This is a genomic window from Micromonospora sp. NPDC050784 (assembly GCF_044456765.1).
In the GTDB taxonomy this organism is placed as follows: Bacteria; Actinomycetota; Actinomycetes; order Mycobacteriales; family Micromonosporaceae; genus Micromonospora; species Micromonospora foliorum.
Window position 1 is genome coordinate 1 of record NZ_JBITGG010000013.1, and the last position, 15,552, is coordinate 15,552.

The window sequence follows — 15,552 nt, forward strand, 5'->3', positions numbered from 1 at the left end:
CGCCGGGGGGGGGGGGGGGGGGGGGGGTGGTGGGTGGGGGGGGGGGGCGGGGGCGCGGGGGGGGGGGGGGGCGGCGCGCCCCCCCCCCCCCACCGGTGTACCCGGCCTCGGCCGGACTGAGCGGCGACGGGCAACCGGCCCGTCGACCCGTTCAGGAGTTGGGACGCTTGCCGTGGTTCGCGGCGTTCTTCTTACGAGCCTTCTTCTTCCGGGACTTCTTCGCCATGCTGACCTCCTCGTGATGGGTCGGATCCGTCCTGCGCACGACCTCGGCGCGGATGCGGCCACCGGCGGTCCGGCGTCGGGTCCGACCCGCTGATGGTAGTGCGGTCGGCCGCCGCCGCCTTCCCCAGGGCGGGCCTGCCATCCCGGCTGTGCCGCTGCGGGCCCACCGTCGGTCGACACATGATTGGATACACCGGCAGGCACGTCGCGAAGAGGGAGGGCCTGGACATGGCCGAGGAGATCCGCGCCGAGATGGTGGCCAACGTCTGGAAGGTCGTCGCCACGGCGGGTGACACCGTGGCCGAGGGTGACACCCTGGTGATCCTCGAGTCGATGAAGATGGAGATCCCGGTCATCGCCGAGTCCGATGGTGTGCTCCAGCAGCTCGCCGTGAACGAGGGCGACGTCGTGCAGGACGGTGACCTGATCGCGGTGATCGCTTGACCGGGTTGCGGGTCCGTTCGGCCGAGCCGGCCGACTTCCCGGCGGTGGCCCGGCTGACCGTGGCCGCGTACGAGGCGGACGGCCAGCTCAAGGGCGAACACGGGTACGGCGAGGTGTTGGCCGACGTGTCGACCCGGGCCGGCAGCGGCGAGGTGCTGGTCGCGGTCGACGAGATGACCGGGGCGGTCCTCGGCTCGGTCACGTTCGTCCTGCCGGGCACCCCGTTCGCCGAGCTGTCCGGGCCGGGCGAGGCGGAGTTCCGGATGCTCGCGGTCGACCCGGGTGCGCAGGGGCGGGGTGTCGGTGCCGCGTTGGTCGAGGCGTGCGTCGACCGGGCGACCGAGTTGGGTTGCACGGCGGTGGTGATCTGTGTCCGGGCCGGGATGGCCGATCCGGCGCACCGGCTCTACTCGCGGCGCGGGTTCGTCCGCTCGCCGGAGAAGGACTGGTCACCGGCGCCGGGCGTGGACCTGCTCGGCCTGCGGCTGGAGCTGACCCGCGGCTGAACCGCCGACCGACGAGCCCGGGCCGGAACGAGCACGCCCGGGTCAGGCGTCGGGCTGCGTGCCGATGGCGGCCAGCAGCTCGTCGGCCACCTCCAGGGCGAGCTTGCGGCGTTCGTCGTCGCTGATGTGCGGTGCGCGTACCGCGAACCAGCTGGTGTGCACCGCGAACAGGGACAGCGCGGCGCGCAGTTGGGCGGCGGGGGAGTCGTCGCCCCGGCAGAGCGCCTCGGCCAGCTCCAACATCCGACCGCGCATCTTCTGCCCGGAGGAGAGGCTCTTGAGCGCGGTCTGGTTCTGCTCGAAGAAGCGCATCACCGACGGCTGAGTGCCGTCGAACATCGTGTCGGCGTACCGGGAGATCAGCTCGCGTCGGGTGGCCAGGGTGGCGGGCTGGGTGGCGGCCCAGGCGGTCAGCGCGTCCATCCGCTCCAGCCGGTCCTCGACGAAGCTGGCGACGATGTCGTCCTTGCTCTTGAAGTGGTAGTAGAGGGCGGCCTTGGTCACATTGAGGCGCTCGGCGATCTCCCGGAGCGAGGTCTTCTCGTACCCCTGCTCGGTGAAGAGCTCAAGCGCGACGGCCTTGATCCGTTCCCGCGTTCCGCCGCCTGTGCTCTCGCTCACCCACACCCTCCAAATGGCTTGACCGTTGCTCGTACCCAACTTACCGTGCGGCTAGTAAGGTGACTAGCCGGGCGGCAAGTAAGTACGGCAATCCTCGGGGGGAGCTTACCCATGACTCAGGCAACGCAGGCCGGCACGCGACCCAACAACATACGGGTGGTGCTGTTCGGTCTGATGATCGCGATGATGCTCGCGATGCTCGACAACATGATCGTCAGCACCGCGCTACCGCGGATCGTCGGCGAGTTCGGCGGGCTCAACCACTTCACCTGGGTGGTCACCGCGTACGTCCTGGGCACCACCGTCTCCACCCCGATCTGGGGCAAGCTCGGTGACCTCTACGGCCGCAAGTCGGTCTTCCTGACCTCGGTTGTCGTCTTCCTGGTCGGCTCCGCCCTCTGCGGCATGGCCGGCTCCGGGATGCTCGGTGGCCCGGAGGACGGAATGGTCCAGCTCATCGCCTTCCGGGCCGTGCAGGGCCTCGGCGCCGGCGGCCTCATGGTCGGCGTGATGGCGATCATCGGTGACCTGGTCCCGCCCCGCGAGCGCGGGCGCTACCAGGGCATGATCGCCGGCATCATGGCCATCGCCATGGTCGCCGGCCCGCTGGCCGGCGGCTTCATCACCGACCACCTCTCCTGGCGCTGGGCGTTCTACGTGAACCTGCCGCTGGGTGGCGTCGCGCTGCTCGTGCTGATCACCACCATGCACCTGCCGAAGTACCGCACCGAGCACCGGATCGACTGGCTCGGCGCCGGGCTGCTCTCGGTGGGCATCACCGCGATCGTGCTCATCACCACCTGGGGTGGCAACGAGTACGACTGGACGTCGCCGCAGATCCTCGGCCTGGCCGTGCTCGCCGTGCTCGCATTGGTGGCCTTCGGCCTGGTGGAACGCCGGGTCCAGGAACCGATCCTGCCGCTGGCGCTCTTCGCCAACCGCAACTTCGCGCTGATCTCGGTGATCGGCTTCCTGCTCGGCTTCGCGATGTTCGGCGCGATGAACTTCCTGCCGCTCTACCAGCAGACCGTGCAGGGGGCGTCGGCGACCAACAGTGGTCTGCTGCTGCTGCCGCTGATGTTCGGCATGCTCGTCGTCTCGCTGGTCATCGGCCGGGCGATCACCCGCAACGGCAAGTACCGGGCGTACCCGATCATCGGTGGCGTGGTGATGACCGGGGGCATGGCGCTGCTGTCCATGCTCGACACCGACACCAGCAAGTTGATGTCCTCGCTGTACATGGTCGTGCTCGGCGTCGGCATGGGCTTCCTCATGCAGACCTCGATGCTGATCGCGCAGAACAGCGTGGAGCAGAAGGACCTCGGCGCGGCCAGTGGCGCGGCGACCTTCTTCCGGTCGATCGGTGGCTCGTTCGGCATCTCGCTGTTCGGCGCGATCTTCGCCAACCGGCTGGCCAGCTCCGAGGGCGGTCGAGCCTTCGGCGGCGGCGAGGCCGGCGCCGGGATGGACCTGGAGAAGCTCAAGGACCTGCCCGCCCAGGCGCGCGAGGCGGTGCTCGGTGGTCTCTCCGACGCCATCTCGCACGTCTTCCTCTGGGCGGTGCTGTTCACCATCGTGATCCCGGTGCTCGCCTGGTTCATCAAGGAGATCCCGCTGCGCACCGCGAACGAGGCGCCGCCGCAGGCCACCCCGGAGGAGGAGGCCGAGGTCGCCCTCGGCAAGGCCGCCCCGGTCGCCTGACCCAACCGCGAAAAAGCGCCGCGTCGACCGTCACGGTCGGCGCGGCGCGCCCCTGCTCAGACGTTGCCAGAGGCGGCGCAGGGGGTTGCGGGGGCGGGGAAGCCGGGGGGAGTGGGCGGCGAGCAGCTCGGTGGCCAGTGCCGCGGTCGCCGGGTCCAACTGTGGGGCGGCGAGTGCCACGTGAGCCAGCGACGCGGCGATCGGGACCGGTCGGCTCCGTGCCACGGCAGCCGCGTCGGCCAGCCGCTCCGCCACCACCCGGGCCACGTCCGACCGCACCGACGGGTCCACCCAGGCGGCGGTGACCAGGGCGAACAGCGCCGCCTCGGTGACCCAGTCCTCGACGCCCCAGATCAGGTCGAGCAGCACCCGGCGCCGGGTCGAGCCCTCCCACGGCTCGTCGGTGCGGTGGTGCAGCAGCCCCAGGCAGGCCCACACCTGCACACCACGGACCCAGACCGACGGGTCGTGGGCGGCCAGCAGCCGGCCCACCGCGTTGGCCGGCGCCGCCGGCGGGTGCACCAACAGGCCGAGCAGGTCGGCCAGATCGAGGCCGGCCAGGCCCACCGCCGCGTCGTACGCCGCCGGTGGGTGCGCCCACGCCGGGTGGGCGATCTGCCCGATCCGTTCGACCGCTGTCGCCGACGGCGCCGCCAGCGCGGGCTTGGGTACGGCGTCCGCGTAGTGCCACAAGCGCTGAGCGGTCGCCCGTCGGGGCTCACGCGGGTCGGGCTCCAACGCGCCGACGACCTCGATCCGCAGCCCGGGGGCGGTGGAGATCGCCGTACCGACCGCGCTCGGTGGAGCGGCGGCGGGTAGGCGTACGGCACCGCCGAGACCGTTGTCGTCATCGGCCACCGCCTGGCGCATCGCGTCGACCAGGGGCCCGCCGGCCGGGGTGAGTTGGCCGAGCCAGGGCCGGCCTCGGCAGCACTGGGCCAGGTCGCCGTGCTCGTGGCTGTCGTCGGGGTGGTCCCGCACGAAGTCGGCCAGCGCGACCAGGTGGGCGAGGTCACCGTCGCGCAGGTGCCGCAGGCGGTGGGCGGTGTGCACCGCGCAGTCGAACGACGGATCGCGCGCCAGCGCCCGCTCGGTCCACTCCAGCGCCTCGTCGAGCCGGCCGATCTCGGCCAGGGTGCCGGCGATGTCCGCGTAGATCGCCAGGTCGTCGGGGTCCAGCTCGACGGCCCGACCGAGGGCCGCGAGGCCGTCGCGGGTGCGGCCCGAGCTGCGGTACGCGTACCCGAGCCACACCTCGCCCATCTTCGAGGGCTGTGCGCGTACCCCTCGGGTGGCCCAGCGGACCGCCAGCTCGACCTCGCCGAGGCGCCGGGCCAGCGCGGACGCCGCGCCCAGCAGCAGGCCGTGTTCGGGGTGGACGGTGGCCGCGTTGCGGGCGAGCGTGAGGTACGGGGTCAGCGGGGTCCGGGCGACCCGCGGCACCGGGTCGGGCAGGACGGCGCAGACCTGCATGAGGACGCGGGCGATGTGCTCCGGGTTCAGCCGTTCGGTCAGCTCGGGCGCGGTGACCCAGGGAACGCCGGCCCACTCGGTGTCGGGCGCGTGCGCCGTCGCCGCGGCCAGTAGCTCCAGCCCTTCGGCGGGACGGCCGGCGGCGGCGAGGAGGTGGGCGCGGGCGACGACCGCACCCACGAAGGTGTGGTGGTTGATCGGGAAGAGGTCGAGACCACCACCGCTCGTCGCGGCGAGTCGCGCCAGCGTCTCGTGCACCTCCGGGAGGGTGGGGGCCCGTGCCAACGCGCCGGCGAGGTGGCCGGCGGCGTGGTGCAGGTCGCCCTCGTCGAGTGCCAGCCGGGCGAGCGCCAGCTCCTCCGTCGCGGAGAGCGCGGGATCGTCCGTTCCCTCGGGCACGTCGTCCTCTCGTGGCAGTCAGACCGGGTGCAGCGGGTAAAGCTTAGTTGATGTTGAGATCAACTGGTGATCACCTGCGCAGTCCTGCTCGTTCGATTGCTGAGATACGCTTAAAAGTGCAAGACTGAGCAAGAATCGCGCGGCAACCGCGCAGGGGGAGGGGTTTCCGTGACACGTGCAGGGGCTGGTATGGCCGCCGACATCGAGGAGCAGCCGGCTGGCTACGCGCGCCTGCTCTCCACTGCCAACGCCGCCGAGATCGCCCGGGTGGCGGCGGTCATCGCCGAACGTCGGCCACGGCACGTGGTCTTCACCGCACGGGGCACCTCCGATCACGCCGCCCTCTACGGGGCCTACCTGACCGAGATCCGGCTCGGCCTGCCCGCCGGGCTCGCCTCGCCCAGCGTCGTCACCCTGTTCGGGGCCCGCCCCGACCTGTCCGACGCGCTGGTCGTCGGGGTCAGCCAGAGCGGCGGCTCGCCCGACCTGGCCGAGGTGCTGCGCGCCGCCCGAGCCTCCGGGGCGCTGACCCTCGCGGTGACCAACGCCCCCGACTCGCCGCTTGTCGACGTGGCCGAGCTGAGCGTCGACATCGCCGCCGGGCACGAGCGGGCGGTGGCCGCCACCAAGACGTACACCGCCGAGCTGCTCGCCCTGCTGATGCTGGTGGAGGGGATCCGGGCCGGCGACGGCGTGCTCCCGAAGGCCGAACGGGAGGCGCTCGGCGCGCTGCCCGAGCTGGCCACCCGCACCCTGGCCGACGGCACCCCGGCCCAGCTCGCCCCGCGCTACCGGTTCGCCCGTCAGCTGGTCACCACCGGCCGGGGGTACGCCTACCCGACCGCCCGGGAGGCCGCGCTGAAGTTGATGGAGACCTCGTACCTGCCGGCGCTCGCCTTCTCCGGTGCCGACCTGCTGCACGGCCCGCTCGCGATGACCGACCCGGAGGTCCCGGTGCTCGCCGTGGTCGGCTCCGGCCCCGGTGGCCGTTCGATGGGTGAGGTGCTGCCTCGCCTCGGCGAACGCCGCGCCGACGTCGTGGTGGTCGGCTCCGCCGACGTGCCGGGCGCCACCCGGCTGGCCGTTCCCGAGGTCGACGAGCGGTACGCCCCGCTGCTGGACATCCTGCCGATGCAGCGGTTGGCGCTGGCCCTGGCGCTCACCCGGGGCGAGGACCCGGACGCGCCGCGCGGGTTGAAGAAGGTCACCGCGACGATGTGAGGCGCGGCGTGGCACCCTGGTCACCGTGTCCACGCTGCGCGACCTCGCCGAGGAGCACACCCATCTCCGTCCGGCCGACATCGACCACCTGCACCGGATCGCCGGCGACTGGCAACTGCTCTCCGATCTGTCTTTTGCTGACCTGCTGCTCTGGGTGCCGGTCGACGCCGACGGCACGTTCCTCTGCGTCGCCCAGGTCCGTCCGACCACCGCACCCACCGCGTACCAGGACGACCAGGTGGGTCGGATCGTCGGCGGGCCGGAGGTGGCCCACCTGGGCGTGGCGTACTCCCAGGGGCGGATCTGGCGCGAGGGCGACCCGGTCTGGTACGGCGACGTGCCGGCCCGGCACGAGGCGATCCCGGTGCGGTTGCGGACCGCCGAGGGGGAGGCCGGCGAGGTGATCGCCGTGGTGGGGCGGGACACCAACCTCTCCACCGCGCGTACGCCCAGCCAGCTGGAGCTCAACTACCTGACCACGGCCGACGACCTGGCGCAGATGATCGCGGACGGTACCTTCCCGCCGCCGCGGCATCCGGGTGAGACCACCTCGGCGCCCCGGGTTGGCGACGGCCTGGTCCGGCTCGACGCCGGCGGGAAGGTCACCTACGCCAGCCCGAACGCGCAGTCCGCGTACCGCCGACTGGGCTACGCCTCCCATCTGGTGGGGGAGGACCTGGCCGCGCTGCACCGCCGGCTGGCCGGTGACCCGTTGGACGGCACCGAGGCCTCGAACGGGATCCTGGCCGCGCTGCGCGGTGAGGCGCCGCCCCGCCGGGAGATCGACGCGCGAGGTGCCACGATGCTCACCCGGGCACTGCCGCTGATGCCGGCCGGGGTGCCGATCGGCGCGCTGGTGCTGGTCCGGGACATCACCGAGGTCCGCCGCCGGGACCGGGCACTGATCACCAAGGACGCCACCATCCGGGAGATCCACCACCGGGTGAAGAACAACCTCCAGACGGTGGCCGCGCTGCTGCGGTTGCAGGCCCGCCGGGTGTCCATGCCGGAGGCCCGGGTCGCGCTGGAGGAGTCGGTCCGTCGGGTCGCCTCGATCGCCCTGGTGCACGAGACGCTCTCCATGTCCAGTGACGAGGCGGTGGAGTTCGACGGCATCGTCGACCGGGTGGCCAGCGCGGCCACCGAGGTCGCGGCGACCGAGGTGAGCGTCGGCATGCGGCGGCGGGGCAGCTTCGGCGTACTGCCGGCGGAGATCGCCACCTCGCTGGTGATGGTCCTCAACGAGTTGCTGCTCAACGCCGTCGAGCACGGCTTCCCGCCGGCCGACGAGGCGGAGGAGGCCCCCGTACCCGCCGCCTCCGGAATGGTGCCGGTCGCCGCACCCGAGGTCGACCCGTCGCTGCGACCCGAGGTGGTGGTCTCCGCGCACCGGTTCCGCAAGATGCTGCACGTCTCGGTGACCGACAACGGTCGCGGGCTACCCCCGGACTTCGACGCCGAACGCGGCAGCCGGCTCGGCCTCCAGATCGTCCGAGCCCTGATCACCGGGGAACTGCGCGGCACCATCGAACTGCGCGCCGGCGCCAACGGTGGCACCGAGGCCATGCTGGTCGTCCCGCTGGCCCGTAACGCCCACGACGGCCGCGCGCAGGCCTGACCGCCGCGCCGCCCGGCCGCGGCTTGCCGGCCTGTGAACTGGTCAGCGGTCGGGGCGGCTGGTCAGCAGGGCGACGGTGAGGCCGGGGCGCTGCCAGACCTGCGTGACGGTGAAGTCCGTGCGTAGGGCGTCGCCCTTGGCACCGGGCACGGCGGCCAGCGGCTCGGCGTGCCGGCCGGAGACAACGAGCCACACCCGTGACGTACCGGCCAGGCACTGGGCTGGCTGGGGGCACTCGGCGGCCCACAGATCGCCGCGGCGCACCTCGTCCTCGGTGACCAGCACGTCGCGTGGCGGGTCGCCGAGGTGGTACTCGATGCCGAGGTCGAGGAAGAGCCAACTGTGCCGGGGCGAGTAGACCACCGCGTCCCCCGGCCGTTGACCGTCGGCGATCACCCGTGCCGCCCCGGCGTAGTCCACCGGCGCGCTGCGCGGCCACTCGTGGGTCCGTCGCAGCGCGGCCTGGTCGGGTAGGCCGAGCAGCCCGGCCAGCACCACCACCACGAGCGCGGCCGGTGCGGCCACGGCGGCCAGCGCCGCGCCCGCCAGCAGACACGCGAAGGGCACCACGAAGACCAGGTACCGGGGCACCCACAGTGGTACGACCGTGCCGGCGGCGAAGAGCAGCAGTACGGGCAGCAGCACCGCGCTGACCGGCAGCAGGGCGCGTCGCCCGAGCCGGGCCGCGCCCAGCGCGGCGACCCCGACCAGTAGGCCACCGACCACACTGCTCTGGGCCACGCCGCCGGGCAGCGCGGTCAGGTCGTCCAGCCGGGCCAGGTGGACCCAGTTCAACTGCCGGGACTGCTGGGTCCGGGCCTTGACCAGCAGCGGGCCGGCCAGCAGCGCGACCGGCACCACGGCGACCAGCCACCGCCACACCCGGCGGTCCCGCTCGGCGTCGAGGTGTGCCGGGGTGGCGATGCCGGCCGGCGCCGGGCCGCGCCACCAGGCGATGAGGACGACCAGCGCGTGGGCGGCGAGCAGTGTGAGCGCGATCAGGTGGATGAGCCCGAGAGCGGCGACGGCGACGGCGTAACCGGACCAACGGGCCCAGCTCGGTCGACGCAACGCGGTCACCAGTAGCAGGGTGGCGAGCACGGCGAGCATGGTGGCCAGCGCGTACGGGCGAGCCTCCTGCCCGTAGCGGGAGGTGCCGGGGAGCACCGCGAACAGCAGCCCGGCGAAGAGGCCGCCGCGCCGGTCGACGAGCCGCGCGCCGAGCACGGCGAGCAGCCCGGCGGCCACGGTCATCGCCAGCGCGGCCGGTACGCGCAGCGCGATCGTGGAGTCACCGAAGACACTGGTCCAGACGTGCATCAGCAGGTAGTACGGCCCGGTGGCGGCGTCGATGGTGCCGGCCAGCCGGGCCAGGTCGCCGGGCGACCGGGTGGCCGCGCTCCACGTCGCCAGCTCGTCGCGCCAGAGCTGGGCGGAGCCGAGCCCGGTCAGGGTCACCGCCAGGGTCAACAGCGCCGGGGGGAGCCAGACCGGCAGGCGGCGCAGGTGCTCCCACGCCGCCCCGGCCGACCTCTCGGACATTTGCCCCACGGTCCGAGCCTGCCACGGCCGCCCCCTCCGTGGGCGTCAGCCGGCGGCAGGCGGTGGGCGCCAGGCGGGCATCACGTCGTTCGGTCGGGCGGTCTTCGCCGGATCGCGCTCCACGAGCTCGTCGAGAACGGCGTCGATCCGGGCCAGCAGCTCGTCGTCGAGCCGTACCGTGGCGGCCTTGGCCGTCTCGGCGAGCTGCTCGGGCCGGGACGCGCCGACGATCGCGGCCGCCACGGTCGGCCGGCGCAGCACCCATGCCACCGCCAACTGGGCCATCGTGCAGCCGGCGGCCTCGGCGATCGGCCGGAGCTGGCGTACCCGGGAGAGCAGCACCTCCGAGGAGTAGCGGGCGATGAACGAGCCACCGAAGCCGTCGGTGGCCCGGGAGCCGGCGGGCGGACGTCCGCCAGGTTGGTACCGACCGGTCAGCACACCCATCGCGAGGGGCGCCCAGGCGAGCTGGCCCAGGCCGAGGTCGGCGCAGGCGGGCGACACCTCGGCCTCCACCACCCGCCACAGCATCGAGTACTGCGGCTGGTTGGCGATGAACGGGATGTGCAGCTCGGCGGCGAGCCGCAGGCCCGCGCGCAACTGCGGGGCGGTCCACTCGGAGGCGCCGACGTAGAGCACCTTGCCCTGGCGGACCAGGTCGGCGAAGGCGAGCATCGTCTCCTCCAGCGGCACGCTGTCGTCGTACCGGTGCGCTTGATAGAGGTCGACGTAGTCGGTGCCCAACCGGCTCAGCGAGGCGTGACAGCCCTCGATGATGTGCTTGCGGGACAGCCCGGCGTCGTTGGCCCCCGGCCCGACCGGCAGGCACACCTTCGTGCAGAGCTCGATCGAGCTGCGCCGGACGCCGCTCAGCGCCTTGCCCAACGCCTCCTCGGCCCGCCCCTGGGCGTACCGGTCGGCGGTGTCGAACGTGGTGATGCCCGCGTCCAGGGCGGCGGCCACGCACGCGGCCGCCGCATCGTCGTCGAGTTGGTTGCCGTGGGTGACCCAGTTGCCGTACGCGACCGCGCTGACGCGCAGGCCCGACCGGCCCAGTTGCCTGTACTCCATATGAGGATCGTCGGGCCGCTCCGCGCTGTCGCCGAACCGTTCGAACGTGGTCGAATCCGTGGGTGATCGAGGTTCGGTTCTCGCCCGACGACCTGAGCCGGGTCCGGTTTCTGCACTCGCCCCTGGCCGAGCTGGTGGCCAGTTCCTGGGCGTTACGCAAGCCGGCGAAGTACTGGATGCACCGTCCGTGGCGGGAGCGCGCGGAGCGGTTGCTTCCGGGTGCCGGCCTGGAACCGCTGCTGGCGGTGCTCGGGTCGTCCAACGGCTACGTGCCGGACTTCCTCACCCCGATCGGGGTGGCGCCGAACCTGGCCGCCGAGTTGCGGGCGGTCGTCGGCACCGACCCGTCCCGGGTACGGCGGCAACTGGAGCGGGCCGGCGCACCCCGGCTGACCCCGGACGAGCTGGTCGTGCAGCTCCACAGGTACTTCACCCTGCTGATCGCACCGGACTGGCCCCGGCTGCGGGCGCTCGCGCTGGCCGACATCCGGCGGCGGACGCTGCTCGCCGCCGAGCAGGGCGGACGCACCCTGCTCCGCGACGTGCACCAGTTGATCCGGTGGGACGGCGCGGCGCTGCGGGTCGCCGTCGGCACGACCCGGCCGACCGGCCTGGACGGACGCCCGTGGACGCTGCTGCCCACCTCGTTCTCCGGACCGACGGTGCACGCGATCATGGAGGGCGACGCCGGGCCCGCCCTCTGCTATCCGCCCACCGGGCTGGGCGGGCTGTGGGATTCGCCGCCGCCCAGCCCGGCGTTGGGCGCCCTGCTCGGCGGTACCCGGGCGGCGGCGCTCAGCCTGCTCGACTCGCCGCTGAGTACCGGCGAGTTGGCCGCGATGCTGGGTCTCGCGCCGGCGACCGCGTCGCACCACCTCACCACGCTGCGGGACAACGGCTTGATCGCCGGCGTACGACAGGGGCGGGTGGTGCGTTATGCCCGAACTGTCCTTGGTGACCAGCTGGTCGGCTGACCTCCGGCCCGTGATGTGGGATCGAGCACGTGGACATTGGCCGGCCCCCTTGAGGTGTGGCAGCATGGGCCCATGACCGCCGCAGTCGTCCGCCGCTTCGTGGCACGTCGCCACGTTGATTACGGCCGCGTGCGCAGCGCGATCTGTCCGGCCTACTGACGACGCCCGACCATTCTGTCTCGGGCGCGCTCCGCGCCGGCTGTCTGAAGACACCGTTGTCCCGCCCGCTTCGCCGGGCCGGCCGCCGCGCCCCGCGTACCCGAGGCACAGCAGACAACGGAGGACGCCGCGATGGCGGTCAGCAGCATCCCGGCCCGTTCCGAGGACCCGACGGCTCGCCCGACCCGAGCGCCGCGCCGGCCACGGGGCGAGGGTCAGTGGGCGCTCGGCCACCGCGAGCCGCTCAACCCCAACGAGCGGATCAAGAAGGACGACGACCCGCTCAACGTCCGGGCCCGCATCGAGAACATCTACGCGCACCGCGGCTTCGCCTCCATCGACCCGCAGGACCTGCGAGGGCGGTTCCGCTGGTGGGGCCTTTACACCCAGCGCAAGGCGGGCATCGACGGTGGGCGCACCGCCGTGCTGGAGCCGCACGAGCTGGAGGACGAGTTCTTCATGCTCCGGGTCCGCATCGACGGCGGCCAACTCAGCCTGGCCCAGCTGCGGGTGATCGCGGACATCTCCCGGGAGTTCGCGCGGGACACCGCCGACATCACCGACCGGCAGAACATCCAGTACCACTGGATCCGGGTCGAGGACATGCCGGAGATCTGGCGCCGGCTGGAGTCGGTCGGCCTGCAGACCACCGAGGCGTGCGGCGACTGCCCACGGATCGTGCTGGGCAGCCCGGTCGCCGGGGTGGCCCGCGAGGAGCTGCTCGACCCGACCCCGGCGATCGACGAGATCGTCTCCCGGTACGTCGGCGACAAGCAGTTCTCCAACCTGCCCCGCAAGTTCAAGACGTCGATCTCCTGGCTGGTGGACACCCCGTACGAGTCGAACGACATCGCCTTCCTCGGTGTCGACCACCCCGAGCACGGGCCCGGCTTCGACGTCTGGGTCGGCGGGGGCCTCTCCACCAACCCGATGCTCGCCAAGCGGCTCGGCGTCTGGGTGCCGCTGACCGAGGTGCCGGACGTGTGGGCCGGCGTGGTCGGGATCTTCCGTGACTACGGCTACCGCCGACTGCGCAACCGGGCCCGGTTGAAGTTCCTGGTGGCCGACTGGGGCGTGGAGCGCTTCCGTGAGGTCCTGGAGAAGGACTACCTCGGTCGTACGCTGCTCGACGGCCCGGCGCCGGTCCTGCCGTCGAAGCCGGTCGACCACGTGGGCGTGCACGAGCAGGCCGACGGGCGGCACTACGTGGGCGCCGCCCCGGTGGTCGGGCGGGTCTCCGGCGCACAGCTCAGCCAGCTGGCCGACGTGGTCGAGGCGCACGGCAGCGACCGGGTGCGGCTCACCCCGTACCAGAAGCTGCTGGTGCTCGACGTTCCGTCGGAGCGGACGGAGTCGCTGGTGGACGCGCTGCGCGGGATCGGTCTGGAGGCCCGGCCGTCGGCCTGGCGGCGCGGCACGATGGCGTGCACCGGCATCGAGTACTGCAAGCTCGCCATCGTCGAGACGAAGGCCCGCGGCGAGGAGTTGGTGGCCCGGCTGGAGCAGCGGCTGCGCGACTTCGACGCGGACATCTCGATCCACATCAACGGCTGCCCGAACGCGTGCGCGCGCACCCAGGTGGCCGACATCGGGCTCAAGGGCCAACTGGTGGTCGGCCCGGACGGCCGGCAGGTCGAGGGTTTCCAGGTGCACCTGGGTGGCGGGCTGGGCATGGCCCAGGGGCAGACCGCCGGTTTCGGCCGCAAGCTGCGCGGCCTGAAGACCACCGCCGAGGAGCTTCCGGAGTACGTGGAACGGCTGGCCCGTCGCTACCTGGCCGGTCGGAGCGAGGGCGAGACGTTCGCCAACTGGGTGATCAGAGTCGACGAGGAGGAACTGCGATGAGCAGCGAGAACCGAGCGGCACCTCTGTACTGCCCGTACTGCGGCGAGGAGGACCTGCGGCCGCACGAGGCGGGGCACGGCGCCTGGGAGTGCCACGCCTGCACCCGGGTCTTCTCGGTGAAGTTCACCGGGCTGCTCAGTCGGACGGTGACGTCATGAGTCTCGTCTCGGCCGCGAGCCTGCGCCTGGTGGGCCCGGGCGGTTCGACGCCGGCCGACCCGGCCCGACGCGACCCGGACGAGCTGCGGGCCCTGGCCGAGCAGGCCGCTCGGGACCTGGAGGGCGCCCCGGCACTGGAGATCGCCCGCTGGGCGGCGCAGACCTTCGGTGAGCGGTTCTGCGTCACCAGTTCGATGGCCGACGCCGTGCTGGCGCACCTGGTGTCCCGGGTGGCCCCCGGGGTGGACGTGGTCTTCCTCGACACCGGCCTGCACTTCCCCGAGACGCTGCGGGTACGCGACGAGGTCGCTCGGACGCTGCCGGTGAACGTCCGGTCGATCCGCCCCCGGCTCACCGTCGGCCAGCAGGACGGCCAGTACGGTCCCCGGCTGTTCAACAAGTCGCCGGACGACTGCTGCCAGCTGCGCAAGGTGGAGCCGCTGGAGCGGGCGCTGACCGGGTACGACGCCTGGGCCGCCGGTCTGCGGCGGGACGAGTCGCCGAGTCGGGCCAACACGCCGGTGGTGACCTTCGACGCGCGCCGCGGCAAGGTCAAGGTCAACCCGATCGCGGCCTGGTCGCAGAAGGACGTGGACGCCTACATCGCCCGCTTCAATGTGCCGGTCAACGAGCTGTTCAAGCAGGGTTACGGGTCGATCGGCTGCTGGCCGTGCACCCGCCGGACGAAGGCCGGCGAGGACGCGCGGGCCGGCCGGTGGGCCATGTTCGAGAAGACCGAGTGCGGGCTGCACGTCTGACCTCGCCGGCGACGACCCGGACCGGCCCCGGTGCGGCCGGCGGGGCGGACCCGGTGGTGCTGGTCGCGCACGGCAGCCGTGACCCACGGGCGGCCGACGCCACCCGGGCGCTGGCTCGGGCGGTGTCGGCGGCCCGGCCGGGCACACCGGTGTGGGCGAGCTGGCTGGACCACACCGAGCCGGGGCCGACCGAGGTTCTGCGTGACCTGGCCGTGGCCGGCCACCGCCGGGCGGTGCTGGTGCCGCTGCTGCTGACCGCCGCGTACCACAATCGGGTGGACATTCCGGCGGCGGTCGCCGCGGCGACGCGGTCCGGGCCACCGCTGGCGGTACGGGTGACCGATGTGCTCGGCCCGGCGGACGACACGCCCGATCCTGGCCTGTTGGCCGGGCTGTGCCGTCGGCTGGGTGAGACACGTCCGGGCCGCTTCGACGCGTTGGTGCTGGCCGCGGCGGGCACGCGGGACGCGCGGGCGCGCCGCTCGGTGGGTCGGGTCGCCGACGCGCTCGGCGTGGAGTTCGGGGTGCCCTGCCGGGTGGCGTACGCGTCGGCGGCCCCACCGGCGGCCGGCGTGGCGGTGTCCCGGCTACGGGCGTCCGGCGCGCGCCGGGTCGCGGTGTCCGCGTACTTCCTGGCACCGGGGTTGTTCCACGACGCGGTGACCGAGGCGGCGCGGGCGGCGGGCGCGGTGGCGGTCGCCGCGCCGTTGACCGACGCACCGGAGTTGGTCGAGTTGGTGCTGCGTCGGGTCGACGATCGGCCCGTGCTGGCGTCGACGGGCTGACCCGTGCCGGCACGGTGACCCGGCGCCGGACAGCGGAACGCCCCGGTGAGCG

At 73.0% G+C, this 15,552-nt stretch carries 14 protein-coding genes and 1 pseudogene; 10 read left to right on the plus strand and 5 right to left on the minus strand.

Annotated features, from left to right (window positions below; translation table 11 throughout):
- Nucleotides 1–151: 151 nt before the first annotated feature.
- Complete coding sequence (locus ACIBD9_RS18700) at nt 152–265, minus strand: 50S ribosomal protein bL37 (protein ID WP_370453046.1); 114 nt, start codon at nt 263–265, stop codon at nt 152–154.
- 182 nt (nt 266–447) lie between these two features.
- On the opposite strand from ACIBD9_RS18700, the gene ACIBD9_RS18705 reads away from it, so the two are divergent.
- Both ACIBD9_RS18705 and ACIBD9_RS18710 read left to right on the plus strand, forming a co-directional pair.
- Complete coding sequence (locus ACIBD9_RS18705) at nt 448–669, plus strand: biotin/lipoyl-binding carrier protein (protein WP_396719470.1); 222 nt, start codon at nt 448–450, stop codon at nt 667–669.
- Nucleotides 666–1,175 carry a GNAT family N-acetyltransferase gene (locus ACIBD9_RS18710; protein ID WP_396719210.1) on the plus strand — a complete coding sequence of 170 codons (510 nt, stop codon included), beginning with the start codon at nt 666–668 and terminating at the stop codon, nt 1,173–1,175. The genes ACIBD9_RS18705 and ACIBD9_RS18710 overlap by 4 nt, the downstream gene beginning before the upstream one ends.
- On the opposite strand, the pseudogene ACIBD9_RS18715 reads toward ACIBD9_RS18710, so the two are convergent.
- Nucleotides 1,076–1,802 (minus strand): annotated as a pseudogene (locus tag ACIBD9_RS18715) (TetR/AcrR family transcriptional regulator). The gene ACIBD9_RS18710 and the pseudogene ACIBD9_RS18715 overlap by 100 nt on opposite strands.
- A 105-nt stretch (nt 1,803–1,907) precedes the next feature.
- Here ACIBD9_RS18715 and ACIBD9_RS18720 point away from each other — a divergent pair.
- Nucleotides 1,908–3,497 carry an MDR family MFS transporter gene (locus ACIBD9_RS18720; RefSeq protein ID WP_396719212.1) on the plus strand — a complete coding sequence of 530 codons (1,590 nt, stop codon included), beginning with the start codon at nt 1,908–1,910 and terminating at the stop codon, nt 3,495–3,497.
- A gap of 30 nt (nt 3,498–3,527) precedes the next feature.
- Here the strand turns inward: ACIBD9_RS18720 and ACIBD9_RS18725 are convergent, their stop codons facing one another.
- Nucleotides 3,528–5,369, minus strand: coding sequence for a tetratricopeptide repeat protein (locus ACIBD9_RS18725; RefSeq protein WP_396719214.1), 1,842 nt, complete (start codon nt 5,367–5,369; stop codon nt 3,528–3,530).
- A gap of 189 nt (nt 5,370–5,558) precedes the next feature.
- Between ACIBD9_RS18725 and ACIBD9_RS18730 the strand changes: the two genes are divergently transcribed.
- Both ACIBD9_RS18730 and ACIBD9_RS18735 read left to right on the plus strand, forming a co-directional pair.
- Nucleotides 5,559–6,590, plus strand: a complete 1,032-nt coding sequence (locus tag ACIBD9_RS18730; protein ID WP_396719472.1) for an SIS domain-containing protein — start codon at nt 5,559–5,561, stop codon at nt 6,588–6,590.
- Between the two features lie 25 nt (nt 6,591–6,615).
- On the plus strand, nt 6,616–8,208 hold the full coding sequence (locus ACIBD9_RS18735; RefSeq protein ID WP_396719216.1) for a histidine kinase N-terminal domain-containing protein: 1,593 nt from the start codon (nt 6,616–6,618) through the stop codon (nt 8,206–8,208).
- A gap of 42 nt (nt 8,209–8,250) precedes the next feature.
- On the opposite strand, the gene ACIBD9_RS18740 is transcribed toward ACIBD9_RS18735, so the two are convergent.
- Entirely contained in the window at nt 8,251–9,750 is a 1,500-nt protein-coding gene (locus ACIBD9_RS18740; protein WP_396719218.1) for a glycosyltransferase family 39 protein, read from the minus strand.
- Nucleotides 9,751–9,795: 45 nt separating this feature from the next.
- Nucleotides 9,796–10,821 carry an aldo/keto reductase family protein gene (locus ACIBD9_RS18745; RefSeq protein WP_396719220.1) on the minus strand — a complete coding sequence of 342 codons (1,026 nt, stop codon included), beginning with the start codon at nt 10,819–10,821 and terminating at the stop codon, nt 9,796–9,798.
- Between the two features lie 62 nt (nt 10,822–10,883).
- Here ACIBD9_RS18745 and ACIBD9_RS18750 point away from each other — a divergent pair, with 62 nt between their 5' ends.
- The 5 genes from ACIBD9_RS18750 (at nt 10,884) to ACIBD9_RS18770 (ending at nt 15,500) form a co-directional block, all read left to right on the plus strand.
- Nucleotides 10,884–11,795 (plus strand): ArsR/SmtB family transcription factor, encoded by a 912-nt coding sequence (locus tag ACIBD9_RS18750; protein WP_396719222.1) that lies wholly within the window; start codon nt 10,884–10,886, stop codon nt 11,793–11,795.
- A 291-nt stretch (nt 11,796–12,086) separates the two neighbouring features.
- Nucleotides 12,087–13,799 (plus strand): nitrite/sulfite reductase, encoded by a 1,713-nt coding sequence (locus ACIBD9_RS18755; RefSeq protein WP_387168842.1) that lies wholly within the window; start codon nt 12,087–12,089, stop codon nt 13,797–13,799.
- Nucleotides 13,796–13,957 carry an IS1 family transposase gene (locus ACIBD9_RS18760; RefSeq protein WP_124776219.1) on the plus strand — a complete coding sequence of 54 codons (162 nt, stop codon included), beginning with the start codon at nt 13,796–13,798 and terminating at the stop codon, nt 13,955–13,957. The genes ACIBD9_RS18755 and ACIBD9_RS18760 overlap by 4 nt, the downstream gene beginning before the upstream one ends.
- Nucleotides 13,954–14,715 (plus strand): phosphoadenylyl-sulfate reductase, encoded by a 762-nt coding sequence (locus tag ACIBD9_RS18765; RefSeq protein WP_396709646.1) that lies wholly within the window; start codon nt 13,954–13,956, stop codon nt 14,713–14,715. The genes ACIBD9_RS18760 and ACIBD9_RS18765 overlap by 4 nt, the downstream gene beginning before the upstream one ends.
- On the plus strand, nt 14,697–15,500 hold the full coding sequence (locus ACIBD9_RS18770) for a sirohydrochlorin chelatase (RefSeq protein ID WP_396719225.1): 804 nt from the start codon (nt 14,697–14,699) through the stop codon (nt 15,498–15,500). Before ACIBD9_RS18765 ends, ACIBD9_RS18770 begins: the two co-directional genes overlap by 19 nt.
- Nucleotides 15,501–15,552: the final 52 nt, after the last annotated feature.

Excerpts from the sequence above, each read along its gene's own strand:
- ACIBD9_RS18765 (WP_396709646.1), top strand. The coding sequence starts at position 13,954 with ATGAGTCTCGTCTCGGCCGCGAGCCTGCGCCTGGTGGGCCCGGGCGGT.
- ACIBD9_RS18740 (WP_396719218.1), bottom strand. The coding sequence starts at position 9,750 with ATGTCCGAGAGGTCGGCCGGGGCGGCGTGGGAGCACCTGCGCCGCCTG.
- ACIBD9_RS18730 (WP_396719472.1), top strand. The coding sequence starts at position 5,559 with ATGGCCGCCGACATCGAGGAGCAGCCGGCTGGCTACGCGCGCCTGCTC.
- ACIBD9_RS18755 (WP_387168842.1), top strand. The coding sequence starts at position 12,087 with ATGGCGGTCAGCAGCATCCCGGCCCGTTCCGAGGACCCGACGGCTCGC.
- ACIBD9_RS18745 (WP_396719220.1), bottom strand. The coding sequence starts at position 10,821 with ATGGAGTACAGGCAACTGGGCCGGTCGGGCCTGCGCGTCAGCGCGGTC.
- ACIBD9_RS18760 (WP_124776219.1), top strand. The coding sequence starts at position 13,796 with ATGAGCAGCGAGAACCGAGCGGCACCTCTGTACTGCCCGTACTGCGGC.
- ACIBD9_RS18720 (WP_396719212.1), top strand. The coding sequence starts at position 1,908 with ATGACTCAGGCAACGCAGGCCGGCACGCGACCCAACAACATACGGGTG.